Here is a 17,697-nt window from a genome sequence, read left to right on the forward strand (position 1 = left end):
AGGTCTTTCACGATGTGAACATCGCACGTTTACCCGATGTGCGGACCCCATGATCCTGGTCACAGTCAATCCCGGGTTCGGGCCGAGAGCTGGGGAGGTGACGGTGACCACCGTCGCGCTCAAGGATGTCACCAAGGTGTTCCAGGACGGGACAGTCGCGGTCGACACCATCAATCTGGACGTCAACGACGGCGAGTTCATGGTGCTGCTCGGCCCCTCGGGCTGCGGCAAGTCCACCGTCCTGCGGATGGTCGCCGGCCTGGAGGACCCCTCCTCGGGCGCGGTGATGCTCGGCGGCGAGGTGGCCAACGAACTGCCGCCGCGGGACCGGAAGATCGCCATGGTCTTCCAGGACTTCGCGCTCTATCCACACATGACCGTCGGCGACAACATCGGCTTCCCGCTCCGGCTCTCCGGCGTCGAGCCCGAGCGGCGCGGCGAGCGGATCCAGGACGTGGCGAGCGCGCTGGGCATCGGCGACGTGCTCGCGCGGAAGCCCAGCCAGCTCTCCGGCGGCCAGCGGCAGCGGGTGGCGATGGGTCGGGCGATAGTGCGTCGGCCCGGCCTGTTCCTCATGGACGAGCCGCTCTCCAACCTGGACAGCGGCCTCCGCGCCGAGTTGCGCGCCGAGATCTCCGGGCTGACCCGCGAGCTGGGCGTCACCACCATCTACGTCACGCACGACCAGGCCGAGGCGCTGACCATGGCCGACCGGGTCGCCATCATGCGCAAGGGCGTGCTCCAGGACGTGGGCACCCCCACCCAGGTGTACGGCCGCCCGGCCACCCTCTACGTCGCCGCGTTCCTCGGCAGCCCGCGGATGAACCTGCTGGAGGCGTCCGTCTACGTCCACCTCGACCGGTACGTCACGCTGAACCTCGGCGAGCAGGCGCTCTACCTGCCCTGGGACGACATCCGCAGCCGGGCCGTGGCGCACTACCACGGCGAGCGGATCGTGGTCGGCATGCGGGCCGAGGCGCTCACCCCGGTCGCCCCGGACACCGCCGGCGACGTGCTCCACGGCCGGATCCGCTACCTGGAGCACCACGGCCACGAGTCGCTGGCCTTCCTCGACATCGGCGCCACGGCCATCGTGGTGGACGAGATGGGCTCCCCGGCGGAGAACGCCGCCCCCGGCCAGCGCGGCCTGCGCCGGTTCGGCCAGGTGATGCAGCGGTTCGCCGGTCGGGCCGCGGACGCCCCGGTCTCCGCCGCGCCGAGCGGCAGCGGGAGCCGGACCAGCGTGCTGCCCGACCCGGGCCGGCACCACCGCCGCCCGGCGGAGCTGGCCGTGCGGCTGGCACCGTATCCGGCGGTGTCGGCGGGGCACCCGCTCGCCGTGCAGGTGCGGATGGACGCGCTGCACTTCTTCGACGAGCGCGGCGACCGGATCGACGTCGGCTGGCGCTGACGGGAACAGTTGCGGCACCTGGTCGAGGTGGGCCGCCGGCCGCGCGTCCACCTGCATCTGGTGCCGCGAGGCACCGGCGCCTACCCGGGGCTGAACGGTGCGTTCGTGCCAGCAAGGACCGGCAGGGGCCGGCGCTCACCTTCACCCCGACGGGCTGGGCGTCCTTCGTCTCGTACGCCAAGCGTCGCTGAGAATTGAGTTGACCCCTTCTCCGCCCGGCCGGAGGGTGGCGCGATGGGGACCTTGATCCGCAACGTCTCGTTCGACTGCGCCGACCCGTACGAGCTGGCGCATTTCTGGAGCAGGGTCTTCGACTGCCCGGTCGACCCGGAGTTCGAGCCCGATGACGAGGAGCTCGTCATCGAGCCGCCCGACGGCGCAAGGCTCTATTTCCAGCGTGTGCCGGAGCCGAAGACCGTGAAGAACCGCGTGCACATCTGCCTGCAACCGGACGTGCCGCGCGACCGGGAGGTCGAGCGGGTCCTGGCCCTGGGTGCCACCGTCGTCGCCGACCGACGTGAGCCTGACGGCAGCGGCTGGGTCGTGCTGGCCGACCCCGAAGGCAACGAGTTCTGCGTGCTGCGCAGCGATGCCGAAAGAAACACCGCCGGCCAGGCCGTGCCCGCTGACCCGGGCGCCCTTGCCGGGGAAGTTACTGACAAGTAGCGTCTGGGCATGTCCATCGACTCTCGCCAGGTGGCGGCCGGTCTGCTGGAGGCCGTGCCGTTCGCCCGCACGCTCGGTATCGAATTCGTCGAGGTCGCCCCCGAGGCCGAGGGCGGCGTCCGGGCCGTGGTCCGGCTCCCCGACGCCCCGGAGCACCACAACCACGTCGGCGGCCCGCACGCCGGGGCCATGTTCACCCTCGGGGAGACCGCCTCCGGGGCCGTGGTGCTCGCCGCGTTCGGGCCGGTGCTCGACCGGGCCGTGCCGCTGGCCGTGACCGCCAGCATCCGCTACCAGAAGGTCGCCCTGGGGCCGGTCCTGGCCACCGCCCGGCTGGGGCGTACCCCGGCCGAGGTGATCGCCGAGCTGGACGCCGGGCAACGGCCGGAGTTCCCGGTCGAGGTGGAGATCGGCACCGAGGACGGCACCGTGACCTCGGTGCTCACCGTGGTCTGGACACTTCGCCCGAACCGCTGAGGTCCGAATCGGGTTTGCCCGGCCGGTGCCATGGATAGATTCAGACAATGCTGGGCCTACCCGCTCACGTGACCGCCTGTCTCTTCGACCTCGACGGTGTGCTCACGCAGACCGCCAAGGTGCACAACGCCGCCTGGACCGAGACCTTCAACGCGTTCCTGCAGGCACGCGCGGCGGTCACCGGCGAGCCGTTCCGCCCGTTCGACCCCGGCCCGGACTACAACCGGTACGTGGACGGAAAACCGCGGGCCGACGGGGTGCGCTCCTTCCTGGCCTCGCGCGGGATCACCCTGCCCGAGGGCTCGCCGGACGACCCGCCCGAGGCGGAAACCGTCAACGGGGTGGGCAACCGGAAGAACGTCATCCTGCTCAAGCGGATCCACACCGACGGCGTCGAGGTCTACGAGGGCTCGGTGCGCTACCTGGAGGCGGCCGCCCGCGCCGGGCTGCGCCGGGCCGTGGTCTCAGCCAGCGCCAACTGCCGGGACGTGGTCGCCGCCGCCGGGCTGGACCCGCTGCTGGAGGCCCGGGTGGACGGGCTCGTCGCCCGCGAGCGCGGGCTGCGCGGCAAGCCGCACCCGGACACCTTCCTCGCCGGCGCGCAGTTGCTCGGGGTGGAGCCGGCGAACGCGGCCGTCTTCGAGGACGCGCTGGCCGGCGTCGCCGCCGGGAAGGCCGGCGGCTTCGGGTACGTGGTCGGCGTCGACCGCGTCGGCCAGGCCGACGACCTGCGCGCGCACGGCGCCGACGTGGTGGTCACCGACCTGGCCGAGCTGCTCACCGGGGTGGCCGCGTGATCCGGGAACGGGCGTATCCGGTCGAGCCGTGGCACGTCCGTGAGGTGCGCCTCGACATGGACGTGCTGGCCCAGTCCGAGTCGGTCTTCGCCCTCTCCAACGGCCACGTCGGGCTGCGCGGCAACCTCGACGAGGGCGAGCCGCACGGCCTGCCCGGCACCTACCTGAACTCCTTCTACGAGCTGCGCCCCCTGCCGTACGCGGAAGCCGGCTTCGGTTTCCCCGAGTCCGGGCAGACCATCGTCAACGTCAGCAACGGCAAGCTGCTCCGGCTGCTGGTCGACGACGAGCCGCTCGACGTCCGCTACGGCGAACTGCTCTCCCACGAGCGGGTCCTCGACCTGCGCGCCGGCACCCTCCACCGCGAGCTGCACTGGCGCTCGCCGGCCGGCCGGGACGTGAAGGTCCGCAGCACCCGGCTGGTGTCGTTCACCCAGCGGGCGGTCGCCGCGATCCACTACGAGGTCGAGGCGCTGGAAGGGCCGCTGCGGCTGATCCTCCAGTCCGAGCTGGTGGCCAACGAGACGCTGCCGCCGCAGAGCCGGGACCCCCGGGTGGCCGCCGTGCTCGAGTCGCCGTTGCAGGCCGAGGAGGAGCTGACCACCGACGACGGCGGGCTGCTCATCCACCGCACCAAGGTCAGCGGGCTGCGGGTCGCCGCCCAGATGGCGCACGACGTGGACGCCCCGGAGCGCATCAGCATCGAATCCGAGGGCTACGAGGACTGGGTCCGTACCACCATCGGGTGCGTGCTCAAGCCCGGCCAGAAGCTGCGGGTGGTCAAGTACCTGACGTACGGCTGGTCCAGCCGGCGGTCGCTGCCGGCGCTGCGCGACCAGGTCGGTGCGGCGCTGGCCGCGGCCCGGCTGGACGGCTGGGACGGGCTGCGCCGGGAGCAGCGGGAATACCTCGACGAGTTCTGGGACGCCGCCGACGTGCGGGTGGAGGGCGACCCGGAGGTGCAGCAGGCCGTCCGGTTCGGCCTCTTCCACGTGCTCCAAGCCGGTGCCCGCGCGGAACGCCGGCCGATCGCCGCCAAAGGCCTCACCGGCCCGGGGTACGACGGGCACGCGTTCTGGGACACCGAGATGTTCGTGCTGCCGGTGCTCACCTACACCCAGCCGGGGGCGGTACGGGACGCGCTCTACTGGCGCCACTCCACCCTCCCGCAGGCGCAGGAGCGGGCCCGGACGTTGAACCTGGCGGGGGCCGCCTTCCCGTGGCGGACCATCGAGGGGCCGGAGTCGTCGGCGTACTGGCCCGCCGGGACGGCCGCGTTCCACATCGCCGCCGACATCGCCGACGCGCTGCGCCGCTACGTGCTCGTCACCGGCGACCGCACGGTGGAACAGGAGATCGGGCTGGAGCTGCTGGTCGAGACGGCCCGGCTGTGGCGGTCGCTCGGTCACCACGACCGCACCGGCCGGTTCCACATCGACGGGGTGACCGGCCCGGACGAGTACACCGCGGTCAAGAACGACAACGTCTACACCAACCTGATGGCGCAGCGGAACCTGCTGACCGCCGCCGAGTGCGCGATGCGCCACCGGGATCAGGCTCTCGACCTGGGTGTCACCGAGGAGGAGGCGGCCGCCTGGCGGGACGCGGCCCACGCCATGCACCTCCCGTACGACCGGGAGATCGAGGTGAACGGGCAGGTGGAGGGCTTCACCCGGTTGCAGGAGTGGGACTTCGAGCACACCCCGCCGGAGAAGTACCCGCTGCTGCTGCACTACCCGTACTTCGACCTCTATCGGAAGCAGGTCGTCAAGCAGGCGGACCTGGTGCTCGCCATGCACTGGCGGGGCGACGCGTTCAGCGGCCCGGAGAAGATGCGCAACTTCAACTACTACGAGCGGCGCACCGTACGGGATTCCTCGCTGAGCGCCTGCACCCAGGCGGTGATGGCGGCCGAGGTGGGGCACCCCGAGCTGGCCCACCGCTACCTGCGCGAGGCCGCGCTGATGGACCTGCACGATTTGAACGAGAACACCCGGGACGGGGTGCACATGGCCTCGCTCGCCGGGGCCTGGATCGCCCTGGTCGCCGGCTTCGGTGGCCTGCGCGACCACGACGGAACGCTCTCCTTCTCGCCCCGGCTCCCGAGCCGGCTCAGCCGGCTGGAGTTCTCCCTGCAGTGGCGTTCGATGCGGCTGCGGGTCGACGTCCGGCCGCACCAGACCACGTACTCGCTGCGCAACGGGGGACCGGACACCGTGGTGGAGCTGCGTCACCACGCCGAGACGATTCGCGTCACCGCCGCCCAGCCGGTCACCGTGCCGGTGCCGCCGGCGCACCCGGCCGGGCCGCAGCCGGAGCAGCCGCCGGGGCGGGCGCCCCTGATGCACCTGCCGGAGAACATGACCTGACCGAAGCCCCGGCCCGCGAGTGCGCGGGCCGGGGCTTGCGGACGTACGTCAGAACTGGCGGCCGTTGGACGGCCGGCCGCCGGCGTCGCGTGGCGCCGTCGCCCGCGCGTCGTCGGCGGTGCGGGCCACGGAGGCGCGGTCCGCCCAGTCCGACGAGCCCTTCAGCTCCTGTTTGCGGCGTTCCTGGTCGGTGAGCTCCTGCTCCTGGGACCTGTCCTGTTTCGCCATGACGATCCTCGCGATCGGTCGGGGTCCGTGGTCACCCCGCGCCTTCCCGATCCCGGCCGGCTCAACCGTCGAGGTGCCGGGCGAAGCTCAGCCGCAGGTGGTTCTTCGGCCGGGCGCCGACGATCGAGCCGACCACCTGGCCGTCGCGGAACACCAGCATCGTCGGCATCGACATCACCTGGTACGCCCGCGTGCTCTGGGGGTTCTCGTCCGAATTCACGGTGACGAAGCGCAGGGCGTCGCCGAACTCCTCGGCCAGCTCCGCCAGGTGCCTGGAGACCGGGCGGCAGGGCGGGCACCACTCCGCCCAGAAGTCGACCACCACCGGCCGGTCGGCGGCCAACACGGTTTCCGCGAAGGTCTCGTCGGTGACCGGGGTCAGTCGGCCCTGCTGCGTGTCCTGAGGCATGTTTCCTCCCGATGGGCGATCGCGCGGGCGAGCTGGTCGTGCAGCTGGTGGCGGACCGCGCCGAGCCGGTCGAGGTAGTCGTCCACCTCGGCGAGCTTGCGCCGCAGCACCGCCACCGAGTCGGGGCAGACGTCGCCGGAGCTGTTGCCGGCCCGCAGGCAGGCCACGAACGGCCGGATGTCGTCCAGCCCGAAGCCGACCGCCAGCAGCGCCCGGATCTCGTGCACGACGCGCAGCTCCGCCTCGTCGTAGACCCGGTAGCCGTTCGCCGACCGGCGCGGGCACACCAGCCCCTGGGACTCGTAGTACCGCAGGGTCCGGGTGCTCGTCCCGGCCCGCTCCGCCAACTCCCCGATTCGCATCCCACCCGCCCCACCAGGTTGCTCGCCCCTGACCGCCCAAACGCTAAACCTTGCCGCCGACGTCAAGGCAACCCTCACGCGCCCGGCCCCCACCCCGGTGTTCATGAGGTTGGCGGTGGGGGAGAACGGTTCTCATGATCACCGCGTCGGTGGGTATGAGCGGGGCGGAGGTGTGGGGTATGGGGGAGACGCGTGAGGTCTGGGTGCCCGTCGCGGACGGGGGTTTGCCGGCGGATGTGATCGTGCCGTCGGGGGCGGTGGGGGTGGTGTTGTTCGCGCACGGGAGCGGCAGTTCGCGGCACAGCCCGCGCAACGTCGCGGTGGCGCACGAGTTCAACGGGCGGGCGCTGGGCACGGTGCTGGTCGACCTGCTCACCCCCGAGGAGGACGAGCGGGACGCGGTCACCGCCGAGCTGCGCTTCGACATCGGGATGCTCGCCGAGCGGCTGGCCGCCATCGTCGACTGGATGGCCGCCGAGCCGACCCTGGGCCGGCTGCCGATCGGGCTCTTCGGCGCCAGCACCGGCGCGGCCGCCGCCCTGGTCGCCGCGGCGGCCCGGCCGGAGCAGGTCGGCGCCGTGGTGTCCCGCGGCGGCCGCCCGGACCTGGCGGGCAGCTCGCTCTCGGCGGTACGCGCCCCGACGCTGATGCTCGTCGGCGGGCTGGACGAGCAGGTGATCGTGCTCAACGAGCAGGCCCGGGCGGAGCTGGGCGACATCGCCGAGCTGCGGATCGTGCCCGGCGCCACCCACCTCTTCGAGGAGCCGGGCACCCTGGAGCAGGTGGCCGACCAGGCCGGGAGCTGGTTCATCACCCACCTGCGCCAGCCCCATCCGGCCTGACCGCGAGCCGCGTCAGCCGGGCAGGGTGGCGCGGTGGCGTTGCACGGTGTCCAGCACGCGCCAGGTGACCGCGGCGATCGGCACCGAGACGAACGCGCCGGCGATGCCGGCGATCAGCGTGCCGGCGGTGACCACCACCAGGATGATCGCCGGGTGCAGCTGCACCTGCCGCTTCATCACCAGCGGCTCCAGCAGGTTGCCCTCGATCTGCTGCACGGCGATCACCGCGGCGAGGGTGAGCAGGGCGGTCGTGGGGCCGTTGGCGGCCAGGGCGACGAGCACGGCGATCGCGCCGGCCACGGTGGCGCCGATGATCGGCACGAACCCGCCGAGGAAGGTGATCAGCGCGAGCGGCAGGGCCAGCGGTACGCGGAGCACCACCAGCGCCAACCCGATGCCGAGGGCGTCGATCGCCGCGATGATCATGGTGCCCCGGCTGTACGCGCCGAGCGTCCGCCAGCCGGCCCGGCCTGCCTCGGCGGCCAGGTCGCGGCGCGGTCCGGTCATCCGGCCCAGCACCCAGTGCCACATCGACCGGCCGTCCTTGAGCAGGAAGAAGAGCAGCACCAGGGCGAGCAGGATCGAGCCGGCGACCTCGGCGGCCGTCCGCGCCCCGGCGACCGGGTCGGGGGCGCTGCCGCTCAGCCCGCTCCGGATCTGCTCGATCTGGCGGTCGAGCTGTTCGTCGGTGACCGGCAGGCTGGAGGTGACGAAGTCGCGGCTGCGCTCCAGGCCCTGTTCGAGCTGCTGGCTCAGCTCGCTGAACTGGCTCGCCGTCAGGTTCCACACCAGCACCCCGACGCCGACCAGGACGCCGAGCAGCAGCAGGACGCTGAGCAGGGCGGCGAGCGCCCGTGGCACCCGGAGCCGGCGCAGCCGGAGCAGCACCGGGTCGAGCAGCGCGGCGAGGAAGAGCGTGCCGGCCAGCGCCACGGCCAGCGGCGCCAGCAGCACCGCGATCTTCCCGAGCAGCCAGAGCGCGGCGATGACCACCACGAGGCAGGCGCTCCAGGTGACGGCGGTCCGCACCGGCCAGGGCAGGCCCGCCCAGGTCTGCCGCGGTCCCGCCGCCCGGTTCCGCTCCGCCGATTCCGGCGTTCCAGCGTCCTCGTCCACGTCGCCTCCTCGATCGTGGCCGTTGGTACCCGACGCACGCGAATCCGACACCCGGGCGGCCTTCAGACGTGGCGCGTTTGTGCCTCCGGCGCCAGGGAAGGCACTCACGGTATCGAAGGGAGAACCGGCATGAGCGACTTCATGGACAAGGCCAAGGACGTGGCCGACAAGCACGACAAGCAGGTCGACCAGGGGATCGAAAAGGGCGGCGACATGGCCGACAAACGAACCGAGGGCAAGTACGACGAGAAGATCGACAAGGGCGTCGACATGGCGCAGCAGCGGACCGGCGAGGGCGACATCGGCCGCTGACCGCGCCGCGATCCCGGGCCGTCCCGCGTGGGTGGCCCGGGATCGTCGTGTCGGGACCGGAACAGTCCTCTGGTTTCCATCGACCGATCTCGCTACCATCCGCAGTCGGGGCATGACTCGGCGTCGAGTTGTGCGGAGTCGACCCGCACCGCCCGCGGTGCCGTGGACGAGAGCGAGCCAGCCGGTGACCGACACTTCCGAGGCGACCATCCCGCAGCGCTACCCGTTCAACGCCCCTGTCCGGCTCGACCTGGACGCCCGCTACGCCGAGCTGCGCGAGCAGCCGCTGGTCCGGGTCCAACTGCCCTACGGCGAGCCCGCCTGGCTGGCCACCCGGCACGCCGACGTGAAGACGGTGCTCGGCGACCCCCGGTTCAGCCGGGCCGCGTCGGTCAGTCGCGACGAACCCCGCAACACGCCGCGCCAGCAGGAGACCGGCATCCTCTCGATGGACCCGCCGGAGCACACCCGGCTGCGCCGGCTGGTGGCGAAGGCGTTCACCGCGCGCCGGGTGGAGGAGCTGCGCCCGCGTACCCGGGCGGTGGCCGACGAGCTGGTCGACGGGCTGCTGGCCGCCGGGCCGCCCGCCGACCTGGTGGCGCACCTCGCCACCCCGCTGCCGATCCGGGTGATCTGCGACCTGCTCGGCGTGCCGGTGTCCGATCAGGACAGGTTCCACTACTGGTCCGAGGCGATCGTCTCGACCACTTCGCTGGATTCCGGGCTGGCCCAGCACTACCTCGACAGCCTGCTCGCCTACATGGGCGGGCTGATCGCCCGGCGCCGGGTCGAACCCACCGACGACCTGCTCAGCGCCATGGTCCGGGCCCGCGACGAGAACGCCGACCGGCTCACCGAGCAGGAGATCGTCACCCTCGCCGCCGGGCTGCTCGCCGCCGGCCACGAGACCACCGTGACCCAGATCCCCAACATGGTGTACGTCCTGCTCACCACCCCCGGCGCCTGGGACACCCTGCGGGACCGGCCGGAGCTGGTGCCGGGCGCCGTCGAGGAGCTGATGCGGTTCATCCCGCTGGGCGCGACGGCCGCCTTCCCCCGCTACGCCACCGAGGACGTCGAGCTGGGCGGGGTGCTGGTCCGGGCGGGCGAGCCGGTGGTGGTCTCCATCCCGGCGGCCAACCGGGACGGCACGGTCTTCGCCGACGCCGACCGGCTGGACCTGACCCGGGCGGTCAACCCGCACCTCGGCTTCGGCCACGGCGTGCACCACTGCGTCGGCGCGCAGTTGGCCCGAATGGAGCTGCGGGTGGTGCTGGAGACCCTGCTCGACCGGGCGCCCGGGCTCCGGCTCGCCGTGCCGGTGGAGGACCTGACCTGGAAGAGCGGCCTGCTGGTGCGGGGCCTGGTGGCGATGCCGGTGGCCTGGTGAGCCGGGCCGGGACGGGGGCGGAAACGTGAGCGGGGAGATGGAGTGGCGGCTGCACGTCGACCCCACCCGGTGCATCGGGTCCGGGATCTGCGCCGGCGTGGCGCCGCAGCACTTCGTGCTGGTCGACGGGCTGTCGAGGCCGGTGGCCGAGCGGATCACCGCCGACGAGTCGGTGCTGGACGCGGCCGAGTCCTGCCCGCTGGAGGCAATCGTGGTGTCCGACGTGGACAGCCTCCGGCGGATCGCCCCGGAGGAGTGATCACCAGCCCGGGTAGCGCGCCCCGTTGACGTTGACCCGCAGGCTGAACAGCGAACTGGAGGCGCAGATGAAGAGCTGGTTGCGCTTCGGGCCGCCGAAGGTGAAGTTGGCGACCACCTCCGGCAGGTGCAGCTTGCCGAGCAGCGTGCCGTCCGGGTCGAAGCAGTGCAGCCCGTCGTGCGCGGCCACCCAGACCCGGCCGGCGTCGTCGAGGCGTACCCCGTCGAAGGAGCCGGCGTCGCAGGTGGCGAAGACCTCGCCGCCGCGCAGTGCGCCGCCCTCGGTCACCGCGAACCGGCGCAGGTGCCTGGCCCGGGTGTCGACCACGTAGAGCAGGGACTCCTCGGGGCTGAACGCCAGCCCGTTCGGCTGCCCGAAGTCGTCGGCGACCCGGTGCACCTCGCCGTCGTGCGGGTCGATCCGGTAGACGTGGTTGCCGCCGATCTCGCTCTCGGCCCGGTGACCCTCGTAGTCGCTGTCGATGCCGTAGCTCGGGTCGGTGAACCAGATCGAGCCGTCGGAGTGTTCGACCACGTCGTTCGGGCTGTTCAGCCGCTTGCCGCGCCAGCGCTCGGCGAGCACCGTGTCGGTGCCGTCGGCCTCGGTCCGGGTGACCCGCCGCCGCCCCTGCTCGCAGCTCACCAGTCGCCCCCGTCGGTCGACGGTGTGCCCGTTGGCGTAGCCGGCCGGCTGGCGGAACACCCCGACCGCCCCGGTGGTCTCGTCCCAGCGCAGCAGCCGGTCGTTGGGGATGTCGCTGAACACCAGGTAGCGCCCGGCGGAGAACCAGGCCGGCCCCTCCAGCCAGCGGCCCCCGGTCCAGAGGCACTCCGTCCACTCGTCGCCGTTGACCCGGCGGAACCGCTCGTCCCGCACCTCGAAACGCGTCCTGAACCGATCCACGCTGACCGCCTCCACCTGTGACTGAGATTCGGCAAGACGCTAACATGGCCGAACGACATTCGGCGATGAGGTAGAACACCTGACGGAGGCGCGGACGTGGACGACGTGGACCGGAAGCTGATCGCGGCGCTGCAACACGACGCCACCCAGTCGTACGCGGCGCTGGCCGGGGCGGTCGGGCTTTCCACCGGGGCGGTACACGAACGGGTGCGCAAGCTGCGCGAGCAGGGGGTGGTCCGGCGGACCACGGTGGACGTCGACCCGGCCGCGGTCGGCCGGGGCGTGCTGGCGTTCGTGCTGGTGGAGGCGAACGCCTGGATGGGCGACCGGTCCACCCGGAACGCGCTCGCCGCGCTGCCCGAGGTGGAGGAGGCGCACGTGATCGCCGGCCCCGCCTCGCTGCTCGTGAAGATCCGGGTCGGCACGCCCGAGCAACTCCAGGCCAGCCTGCGCAGGTTGTTCCAGGTGGAGGGCGTGACCGGCACGCAGACCGTGGTGGTGCTGGAGAGCTTCTTCGAGCGCCCGCTCGACCCGTACCCGCAAACACCCTGACACCCGACGGCGGCCACGCCCCCCGTGCCGGGAGCGTTGCCGCCGCGGTCGGTGCTCAGGACTTCTCGCGCAGCTCCTTCATCGAGGTGGGCCGGCCGCTGAGCGCGTCGCGCATCCGGTCGACCAGGCCGGTGCCCGGGGCGAGCAGCCTGTTCGCCGGCGGGTGGTCCGGGGCGGCCGGGTGCGGCCGGGTCGGCGCCGACTTCTTCGCCGCCTCCACCTTGCCGGCCAGCTCGACCAGCTCCTCGCGGGCACAGGCCGCGCGGAGCCGGGGGAAGAGGTCGTTCTCCTCGTCCTGCACGTGGTGCCGGATGGTCGCGGTCAGCTTGCCCAGCAGCTCGTCGAAGCGCGGGTCGGAGGGGTCGAGCGACTCCAGTTCCTTCATGGTCCGCTCGGCGTCGGCGTGCTCGGCGATCTCGTGCTCGGCGAGCTGGTCGCCGTCCGGGAGGGACCTGCGGGCGGCCGGGTAGACGTAGGCCTCCTCGGCCACGGCGTGCCGGACCAGCTCGGCGATCACCACGTCGGCGAGCTGCCGCCGGTGCTCCGGCGTGCCCTGCCGGCTCTCCAGCTCGACGAAGATCGCCTCGACCTCGTGGTGGTCGGTCATCAGGACGTCGACGACGTCCCGTTCCGTCTGTACGTCGGTCATCTCGGTGGCCCCTTACCGGTGGGTTGCGGAACGGCTTGTCTGGCCCACTACCCCGGTGCGGTCGACCCAACCAGCCGAAATGCCGTTGCCCAGGGCGACAAGAGTCCCGGCAACGGCCGTCCTCCGTTAATCTGCCGGTCAGCTGTTCGGCCTGTGGCTGCGGTTGCGTGATGGCCGCCAAGCGTTCCATCCGCCAGGAGGACACCCGTGACATTCCGTTCCCGCCGCTGGCTGCTCGCCCCCGTCGTCGCCGGGGCGGTGGCCGCCGCCGGACTGAGCCTGGCCAACCCGATCACCGCCGCCGACGCCGGCGCGGCGAAGGGCAAGGCCCGCAACGTCATCTTCATCAACGGCGACGGCATGGCCGCCGCCCAGCGCGAGGCGGCTCGCCTCTACCTGGCCGGTCTCGACGGCCAGCTCGCCATGGACAAGCTGCCGTACTCGGGCCAGCTCACCACCAGCCCGCACGACCCGAAGACGCCGATCACCGACTCGGCCGCGGCGGCGACCGCCTGGGCCACCGGCGAGAAGACCTACAACGGCGCGATCAGCGTCGACGTGGACGGCAACCCGCTGCCCACCCTCGGCGCCCAGGCCAAGGCGGCCGGCAAGGCCACCGGCCTGGTCACCACGGCCCAGGTCACCGACGCCAGCCCGGCGGCCTTCTTCGCCAACACCGCCGACCGCTCGGTCCAGGACGAGATCGCCCGGCAGTACCTGGAGGTCACCCGGCCGGACGTGATCCTGGGCGGCGGCGAGGACTGGTGGCTGCCGGCCGGCAACGCCGGCGCGTACCCGGACCAGCCGGCCGAGGACCCGTCCGAGGCCAGCAAGGGCACCAAGGGCGACCTGGTCGCCGAGGCGAAGGCCAAGGGCTACCAGTACGTCTCCACCGCCGCCCAGCTCCAGGCCGCCAAGGGCGGCAAGCTGCTCGGCCTCTTCGGCAACGAGGAGCTGTTCCAGCAGCGGCCCGAGGGCCAGGGCGACGTCTACGCCCCGCCGGCCAGCCTGGCCATGATGACGGAGAAGGCGCTGTCGACGCTGTCGACGAACAAGAAGGGCTTCTTCCTCCTGGTCGAGGAGGAGGGCATCGACGAGTTCGCCCACGACAACAACGGCACCCGGATGCTCCAGGCGCTCGGCGAGCTGGAGAAGGCCGTGGCGGTGGCCCGCAACTACGCGGCCGGCCACCCGGACACCCTGGTCGTGGTGACCGGCGACCACGAGTGCGGCGGCTTGACCGTCGAGGACACCGCCACCACCGACGAGTCCGGTGACGGCATCTCGGCCGAGGACGGGCCGTTCCCGATCAAGGGCAGCGCCCAGACCTTCAACCTCGACTGGACCACCAGCGGCCACACCGGCGCCGACGTCCCGGTGACCGCGTACGGCCCGCTGGCCGAGCAGTTCACCGGCAAGCACCCGAACACCCACGTGCACGACGTGCTGTCGCAGATCCTCACCCGCTGATCCCGGCGCCCGACTCCCTCCCGTCCCCGTGGCGGGAGGGCGTCGCCGGGTCAGCGCCCGCGGGCCGGCTCGCGGAGCAGGCCGGGCAGTTCGCCCAGGGCGGTCAGCTCACGGCCGACCCAGGCCGGGTCGCTGTCGTTGTGCTCGGTGGTGCGGACCACCGTCATGCCGACCGCCGCCGCGCCGGCCAACTCGCCGTCCGCGCCGTCGCCCACGAAGACGCACTCGCTCGGTGCGACGCCGAGGCGCTCGGCCGCCAGCCGGTAGATCGCCGGGTCGGGTTTGGCGAGGCCCACGTCGCTGGAGAAGACCGCCACGTCGAACCGGCGGGCCAGGTCGGTCGACGGCCACGCCTCGGCGGTCTCCGCGGTGGCGTTGCTGACCAGGCCGATCGGGTGACCGTCGGCGCGCAGCGCGTCCAGCACCGCGAGGGTCGCCGGCGGGACCCCGTCCAGCAGCCGACCGGCCAGCTCCCGGCGGTGCGCCGCCGCCCGGAGCACCTGCTCCTCGGTGGGCGCGCCGCCGAGCCGCCCGGCCAGGATGCGCACCGTCTCCGCGGCGTCCCAGCGGGTCATCCGGTCCCGCCAGGTGGCGTGGTACGCCTCGACCAGTGCGGCCGGCTCCACCCCCACCATCAGCGCCATCTCGCCGACCACGCGGTCCCGTTCGGGGTCGCCGCCGGGCACCAGGGTGTGGAACAGGTCGAAGATCACCGGACGCACGGTCCAGACTCTAGCGGGGCCGGGGACCGGACGGACGCCGAAAGGGCCGGCCTCCCCGCTCGGGGGAGACCGGCCCTGCGCGCTCGGTCAGGAGCTGTAACCGCGGCCGGCGATCCAGTTGGCCAGCTCGGTCACGTCCATCCAGTACGTCGGCTCGTTCGGGCTGGCCGGGTCGGCGATCAGCACCGTGTTGCCGTCGTCCTTGTACTGCACCACGGTCACGTAGTGGCCGGGGTAGCTGTGCTCGACACCGTCGATGTCCAGCGCGCCGCCCAGGATGTTGGCGACGACCGGCCGACCCTGGTCCACGGCGGCCTTGACGTCCGCCCGCAGGCGCTCGACCTGCTCCTTGGTGGCCGCGTCGTCCCGGATCTCGGTCGTCTTGTACTTGCCACCGGTGTACTCGTTGAGCACCCGGGTGATGTCGATGGCCGAGTCGGTGCCGTTCTCGGTGGTGCCCAGCTTGGCGGCCAGCTCGTCCTGGCTGACCTCCTTGCCCTCCGCCGACAGGGCGATCCGGGTCGAGGCCGGGCCGCAGTAGAAGAAGTTCGGCTGCGCCTCGTACTGGTAGCCGGCGCTGCGCTCGCCCTTGCCCTTGCCCTTGGCGGCGGCCGGCGGCGCCTTCGGACCGGCCTGCGCCGGTGCGGCGTGTGCCGCCACGGCCGGGCCGGCGACGATGCCACCGGACATGCACAGGCCGGCGACGGACAGCATGCTCTTACGGAAGATCGAGTTCATGTCGAAGCTCCATTCGGGGGTTGACGTCTCCGGGTGGGAGACGCGGCACCGGGAGTGGCGCTCGGCGTGCTCTCGGGGTTTCTGGTGCGCTCCAGGGCGCAGGCCCCGCTCGCTCACCGGGGCGGCGGGCCTGCCGCCCGCACGCTCGTATCGCTCGTACGGGAGGTGCAACGGCCCGTTTCCCGCCCCGATTTCCGCAGGTGGCCCCCGTCACCGGGAAACCGGACATCCCGCGCAGCCGGTGACCGCCGATGTGACGCCTGGGTCAGATGGTGACCGGGAGGCTGCCGAGGAGGCGGGTCACGGCGATCTCGATGACCACCCGCTGCGGGTTGGGACGCGGGGTGCGGTAGCGCTCGGCGTACCGCCGCTCGGCCTCGGCCACCGCCTCCGGGTCGCGGCGCAGCACCGCCCGGCCCTCCACGGTCAGCCACCAGCGGCCGTCGAGCTGGCAGACCGCCACGGGCGTGCCGGCCGGGCCGGCCGCGGCGACGTGCCGGGCCTTGGCCGAGGCGCCGGAGGTGATCACGCGGGCCAGGCCGGTCTCGGCGTCGAAGGTGACCCCCACCGGTACGACGTGCGGGGTCCCGTCGGGACGCAGGGTGGTCAGCGTGGCGAGGTGCCGCTCCCGGAAGAACCGGGCGACGCGCTCGTCGTGTGGGTCCAGCCGGTGGTCGCCCGCCATGTCCCGTCCTCGCTGCCCTGAGCCGGGCCGACCGCCGGCCCCGCGCCGATCATGACACGGGGCGGCGCAGCCGGTCCGGCCCCGGCGGGGAGTCCGACCCGTCGGGCAGCCTGCGCTGCGCGGCCCGGTGCTTCGCGGCCAGCCGGCCCAGGTAGATCAGCGCACCGGCCAGCACGCCCATGTCGTCCAGGTAGATCGGGTCGGGAAGCACGTCCACCGGCAGGATCGTGTAGATCAGCGCGCCGTAGAAGGCGACCTTGCCGCCGACCCCGAGCGCGCCGAGCATGCGGCGGGTGCGGACCACCCGGACGGCGAGGACCACCGCCCCGACCAGCGTCGCCAGCGCGGCGACGGCGGCGAGCACGACGAGTATCCAGGCTTCACGGGACACGTGTTCACGCTAACCGAACCCGGCCAGCTCCGCCGGAGGCGTCAGTACGCCGGGACCGCCGCCCGGGCCCGGGCCGCCGCCGGGGTCAGGTCGCGGGTCGTCTCGGCGGCCCGGGCCGGGGCCGACAGCTCCCGGGTGATCTCCGGTCCGGTCAGGTCCACGAGGGACAGCGACGACTGCGGCGCGGTGGCCGGGCGGGTCGCCACGTACGCCTCGTCACGCAGGCTGCGCGCGGCGGCGGCGGCCAGCTCGGCGGCCCTCCAGGCGGCCTGCTCCCGCTCCCGGGCGGCCTGCTGCCGGGCCCGGAGGTTGTCCCGGACCAGCCGGCGCAGCAGCAGTTCCTGCTCCACCGGGTGCCGGCTCGGATCCCAGCCCCGGTGGCCGAGGATGTCGCTGAGCTGCTCCACGGTGATCTCCTTGCGCCACTGGGCGTCCAGCGCCGCCCGGTGCAGCCAGCGCTCCCGGTCCACGTACTCGGCGGGGGTCCGGGCGGTCCGGGGCAGGGGCAGCGCCGCGGCGGCGGCCAGCCGGCGGACGTCCTCCTCGGCCGCCTCGTACGCCCGCCACGCCTCCTCGACCTCCTCCTGGGCGGCCAGCCACTCGGCCCGGCGCCGCTCGGCGGTCGTCGCCGCCCGGGACGCGGCCACCGCCACCTCCTGCGCGTACCGGGCCTGCTCCCGGGCCTGCTCGCGGGCCTGCTCGGCCAGTTCGATGCTGCTCGGCCGGGCGGCCTCGCTGATCCGGCCGCCGAACACCGACCGGAACCGGTTCGGGCGGACGATCAGGGCGGCGACCACGACGGCCGCCACGGCGAGCAGGGCCAGCCAGATCACGGCGGCCCGGGGAACGTCGGGCAGGACGGTGGAGAAGACGGTCTGCATCACCAGCACCTCGTGGTGGAACGGTCGGAGTCAACGGTCGGGGCCCGGCGGAGGGCGGTGGGTCGCGG

At 72.9% G+C, this 17,697-nt stretch carries 22 protein-coding genes and 1 pseudogene; 12 read left to right on the plus strand and 11 right to left on the minus strand.

Annotated features, from left to right (window positions below; all coding sequences use genetic code 11):
• Nucleotides 1-103 precede the first annotated feature (103 nt).
• The 6 genes and pseudogenes from AC0OLQ_RS03680 (at nucleotide 104) to AC0OLQ_RS03705 (ending at nucleotide 5,720) form a co-directional block, all read left to right on the plus strand.
• The gene (locus tag AC0OLQ_RS03680; RefSeq protein ID WP_357332757.1) at nucleotides 104-1,411 is read left to right on the plus strand and encodes an ABC transporter ATP-binding protein; all 1,308 of its coding nucleotides are present in this window, start codon (nucleotides 104-106) and stop codon (nucleotides 1,409-1,411) included.
• A 134-nt stretch (nucleotides 1,412-1,545) separates the two neighbouring features.
• Nucleotides 1,546-1,602: pseudogene (locus AC0OLQ_RS03685) on the plus strand (DUF397 domain-containing protein); the annotation flags it as partial.
• Between the two features lie 43 nt (nucleotides 1,603-1,645).
• Nucleotides 1,646-2,077, plus strand: coding sequence for a VOC family protein (locus AC0OLQ_RS03690; RefSeq protein ID WP_484530189.1), 432 nt, complete (start codon nucleotides 1,646-1,648; stop codon nucleotides 2,075-2,077).
• Nucleotides 2,078-2,086: 9 nt separating this feature from the next.
• Nucleotides 2,087-2,554, plus strand: a complete 468-nt coding sequence (locus AC0OLQ_RS03695) for a DUF4442 domain-containing protein (RefSeq protein ID WP_484530190.1) — start codon at nucleotides 2,087-2,089, stop codon at nucleotides 2,552-2,554.
• A 47-nt stretch (nucleotides 2,555-2,601) separates the two neighbouring features.
• The gene (locus AC0OLQ_RS03700; RefSeq protein ID WP_484530191.1) at nucleotides 2,602-3,351 is read left to right on the plus strand and encodes a beta-phosphoglucomutase family hydrolase; all 750 of its coding nucleotides are present in this window, start codon (nucleotides 2,602-2,604) and stop codon (nucleotides 3,349-3,351) included.
• A complete protein-coding gene (locus AC0OLQ_RS03705) occupies nucleotides 3,348-5,720 on the plus strand; it encodes a glycoside hydrolase family 65 protein (protein ID WP_484530192.1) in 2,373 nt (790 codons plus the stop codon). The genes AC0OLQ_RS03700 and AC0OLQ_RS03705 overlap by 4 nt, the downstream gene beginning before the upstream one ends.
• A gap of 48 nt (nucleotides 5,721-5,768) precedes the next feature.
• Here AC0OLQ_RS03705 and AC0OLQ_RS03710 read toward each other — a convergent pair whose 3' ends face one another.
• The 3 genes from AC0OLQ_RS03710 to AC0OLQ_RS03720 all read right to left on the minus strand — a co-directional run bounded on the left by AC0OLQ_RS03710 (nucleotide 5,769) and on the right by AC0OLQ_RS03720 (nucleotide 6,719).
• The gene (locus AC0OLQ_RS03710; protein ID WP_357332767.1) at nucleotides 5,769-5,948 is read right to left on the minus strand and encodes a hypothetical protein; all 180 of its coding nucleotides are present in this window, start codon (nucleotides 5,946-5,948) and stop codon (nucleotides 5,769-5,771) included.
• Between the two features lie 61 nt (nucleotides 5,949-6,009).
• Nucleotides 6,010-6,357 carry a thioredoxin gene (trxA, locus tag AC0OLQ_RS03715; protein ID WP_357332769.1) on the minus strand — a complete coding sequence of 116 codons (348 nt, stop codon included), beginning with the start codon at nucleotides 6,355-6,357 and terminating at the stop codon, nucleotides 6,010-6,012.
• Entirely contained in the window at nucleotides 6,327-6,719 is a 393-nt protein-coding gene (locus AC0OLQ_RS03720; protein ID WP_091260961.1) for a MerR family transcriptional regulator, read from the minus strand. Before AC0OLQ_RS03720 ends, trxA begins: the two co-directional genes overlap by 31 nt.
• A 179-nt stretch (nucleotides 6,720-6,898) precedes the next feature.
• Here AC0OLQ_RS03720 and AC0OLQ_RS03725 point away from each other — a divergent pair, with 179 nt between their 5' ends.
• A complete protein-coding gene (locus AC0OLQ_RS03725) occupies nucleotides 6,899-7,561 on the plus strand; it encodes a dienelactone hydrolase family protein (protein WP_484530193.1) in 663 nt (220 codons plus the stop codon).
• A gap of 12 nt (nucleotides 7,562-7,573) precedes the next feature.
• On the opposite strand, the gene AC0OLQ_RS03730 is transcribed toward AC0OLQ_RS03725, so the two are convergent.
• Nucleotides 7,574-8,677 (minus strand): AI-2E family transporter, encoded by a 1,104-nt coding sequence (locus AC0OLQ_RS03730; protein ID WP_484530194.1) that lies wholly within the window; start codon nucleotides 8,675-8,677, stop codon nucleotides 7,574-7,576.
• Between the two features lie 129 nt (nucleotides 8,678-8,806).
• On the opposite strand from AC0OLQ_RS03730, the gene AC0OLQ_RS03735 reads away from it, so the two are divergent.
• From AC0OLQ_RS03735 to AC0OLQ_RS03745, 3 genes are all read left to right on the plus strand, one after another.
• On the plus strand, nucleotides 8,807-8,989 hold the full coding sequence (locus AC0OLQ_RS03735) for an antitoxin (protein ID WP_484530195.1): 183 nt from the start codon (nucleotides 8,807-8,809) through the stop codon (nucleotides 8,987-8,989).
• A 184-nt stretch (nucleotides 8,990-9,173) separates the two neighbouring features.
• Nucleotides 9,174-10,379, plus strand: a complete 1,206-nt coding sequence (locus tag AC0OLQ_RS03740; protein ID WP_484530196.1) for a cytochrome P450 — start codon at nucleotides 9,174-9,176, stop codon at nucleotides 10,377-10,379.
• Between the two features lie 25 nt (nucleotides 10,380-10,404).
• Complete coding sequence (locus AC0OLQ_RS03745) at nucleotides 10,405-10,638, plus strand: ferredoxin (RefSeq protein ID WP_484530197.1); 234 nt, start codon at nucleotides 10,405-10,407, stop codon at nucleotides 10,636-10,638.
• Here AC0OLQ_RS03745 and AC0OLQ_RS03750 read toward each other — a convergent pair whose 3' ends face one another.
• A complete protein-coding gene (locus tag AC0OLQ_RS03750; protein ID WP_484530198.1) occupies nucleotides 10,639-11,541 on the minus strand; it encodes an SMP-30/gluconolactonase/LRE family protein in 903 nt (300 codons plus the stop codon).
• Between the two features lie 96 nt (nucleotides 11,542-11,637).
• Between AC0OLQ_RS03750 and AC0OLQ_RS03755 the strand changes: the two genes are divergently transcribed.
• Nucleotides 11,638-12,093 (plus strand): Lrp/AsnC family transcriptional regulator, encoded by a 456-nt coding sequence (locus tag AC0OLQ_RS03755; protein ID WP_484530199.1) that lies wholly within the window; start codon nucleotides 11,638-11,640, stop codon nucleotides 12,091-12,093.
• A 55-nt stretch (nucleotides 12,094-12,148) separates the two neighbouring features.
• On the opposite strand, the gene AC0OLQ_RS03760 is transcribed toward AC0OLQ_RS03755, so the two are convergent.
• Nucleotides 12,149-12,742, minus strand: coding sequence for a hemerythrin domain-containing protein (locus tag AC0OLQ_RS03760; RefSeq protein WP_484530200.1), 594 nt, complete (start codon nucleotides 12,740-12,742; stop codon nucleotides 12,149-12,151).
• Between the two features lie 207 nt (nucleotides 12,743-12,949).
• Between AC0OLQ_RS03760 and AC0OLQ_RS03765 the strand changes: the two genes are divergently transcribed.
• Nucleotides 12,950-14,212: an alkaline phosphatase gene (locus tag AC0OLQ_RS03765; RefSeq protein WP_484530201.1), complete on the plus strand. Its 1,263-nt coding sequence runs from the start codon at nucleotides 12,950-12,952 to the stop codon at nucleotides 14,210-14,212.
• A 50-nt stretch (nucleotides 14,213-14,262) separates the two neighbouring features.
• Here the strand turns inward: AC0OLQ_RS03765 and AC0OLQ_RS03770 are convergent, their stop codons facing one another.
• From AC0OLQ_RS03770 to AC0OLQ_RS03790, 5 genes are all read right to left on the minus strand, one after another.
• Entirely contained in the window at nucleotides 14,263-14,934 is a 672-nt protein-coding gene (locus AC0OLQ_RS03770; RefSeq protein WP_484530202.1) for an HAD family hydrolase, read from the minus strand.
• A gap of 87 nt (nucleotides 14,935-15,021) precedes the next feature.
• Entirely contained in the window at nucleotides 15,022-15,672 is a 651-nt protein-coding gene (locus AC0OLQ_RS03775; protein ID WP_484530203.1) for a C39 family peptidase, read from the minus strand.
• Nucleotides 15,673-15,937: 265 nt separating this feature from the next.
• Nucleotides 15,938-16,357: a pyridoxamine 5'-phosphate oxidase family protein gene (locus tag AC0OLQ_RS03780; RefSeq protein ID WP_484530204.1), complete on the minus strand. Its 420-nt coding sequence runs from the start codon at nucleotides 16,355-16,357 to the stop codon at nucleotides 15,938-15,940.
• Between the two features lie 49 nt (nucleotides 16,358-16,406).
• Nucleotides 16,407-16,748: a YkvA family protein gene (locus tag AC0OLQ_RS03785; RefSeq protein ID WP_484530205.1), complete on the minus strand. Its 342-nt coding sequence runs from the start codon at nucleotides 16,746-16,748 to the stop codon at nucleotides 16,407-16,409.
• Nucleotides 16,749-16,789: 41 nt separating this feature from the next.
• Complete coding sequence (locus AC0OLQ_RS03790) at nucleotides 16,790-17,629, minus strand: hypothetical protein (protein ID WP_484530206.1); 840 nt, start codon at nucleotides 17,627-17,629, stop codon at nucleotides 16,790-16,792.
• Nucleotides 17,630-17,697: the final 68 nt, after the last annotated feature.

The sequence above is a fragment of the Micromonospora sp. Utrum1 genome, assembly GCF_057197805.1.

What these genes read in the sequence shown, in the direction of transcription:
- AC0OLQ_RS03775 (WP_484530203.1), bottom strand. Translation starts at nt 15,672, where the DNA reads ATGAACTCGATCTTCCGTAAGAGCATGCTGTCCGTCGCCGGCCTGTGC.
- AC0OLQ_RS03695 (WP_484530190.1), top strand. Translation starts at nt 2,087, where the DNA reads ATGTCCATCGACTCTCGCCAGGTGGCGGCCGGTCTGCTGGAGGCCGTG.
- AC0OLQ_RS03720 (WP_091260961.1), bottom strand. Translation starts at nt 6,719, where the DNA reads ATGCGAATCGGGGAGTTGGCGGAGCGGGCCGGGACGAGCACCCGGACC.
- AC0OLQ_RS03690 (WP_484530189.1), top strand. Translation starts at nt 1,646, where the DNA reads ATGGGGACCTTGATCCGCAACGTCTCGTTCGACTGCGCCGACCCGTAC.
- AC0OLQ_RS03710 (WP_357332767.1), bottom strand. Translation starts at nt 5,948, where the DNA reads ATGGCGAAACAGGACAGGTCCCAGGAGCAGGAGCTCACCGACCAGGAA.
- AC0OLQ_RS03700 (WP_484530191.1), top strand. Translation starts at nt 2,602, where the DNA reads ATGCTGGGCCTACCCGCTCACGTGACCGCCTGTCTCTTCGACCTCGAC.
- AC0OLQ_RS03725 (WP_484530193.1), top strand. Translation starts at nt 6,899, where the DNA reads ATGGGGGAGACGCGTGAGGTCTGGGTGCCCGTCGCGGACGGGGGTTTG.
- trxA (WP_357332769.1), bottom strand. Translation starts at nt 6,357, where the DNA reads ATGCCTCAGGACACGCAGCAGGGCCGACTGACCCCGGTCACCGACGAG.
- AC0OLQ_RS03790 (WP_484530206.1), bottom strand. Translation starts at nt 17,629, where the DNA reads ATGCAGACCGTCTTCTCCACCGTCCTGCCCGACGTTCCCCGGGCCGCC.
- AC0OLQ_RS03780 (WP_484530204.1), bottom strand. Translation starts at nt 16,357, where the DNA reads ATGGCGGGCGACCACCGGCTGGACCCACACGACGAGCGCGTCGCCCGG.
- AC0OLQ_RS03735 (WP_484530195.1), top strand. Translation starts at nt 8,807, where the DNA reads ATGAGCGACTTCATGGACAAGGCCAAGGACGTGGCCGACAAGCACGAC.
- AC0OLQ_RS03760 (WP_484530200.1), bottom strand. Translation starts at nt 12,742, where the DNA reads ATGACCGACGTACAGACGGAACGGGACGTCGTCGACGTCCTGATGACC.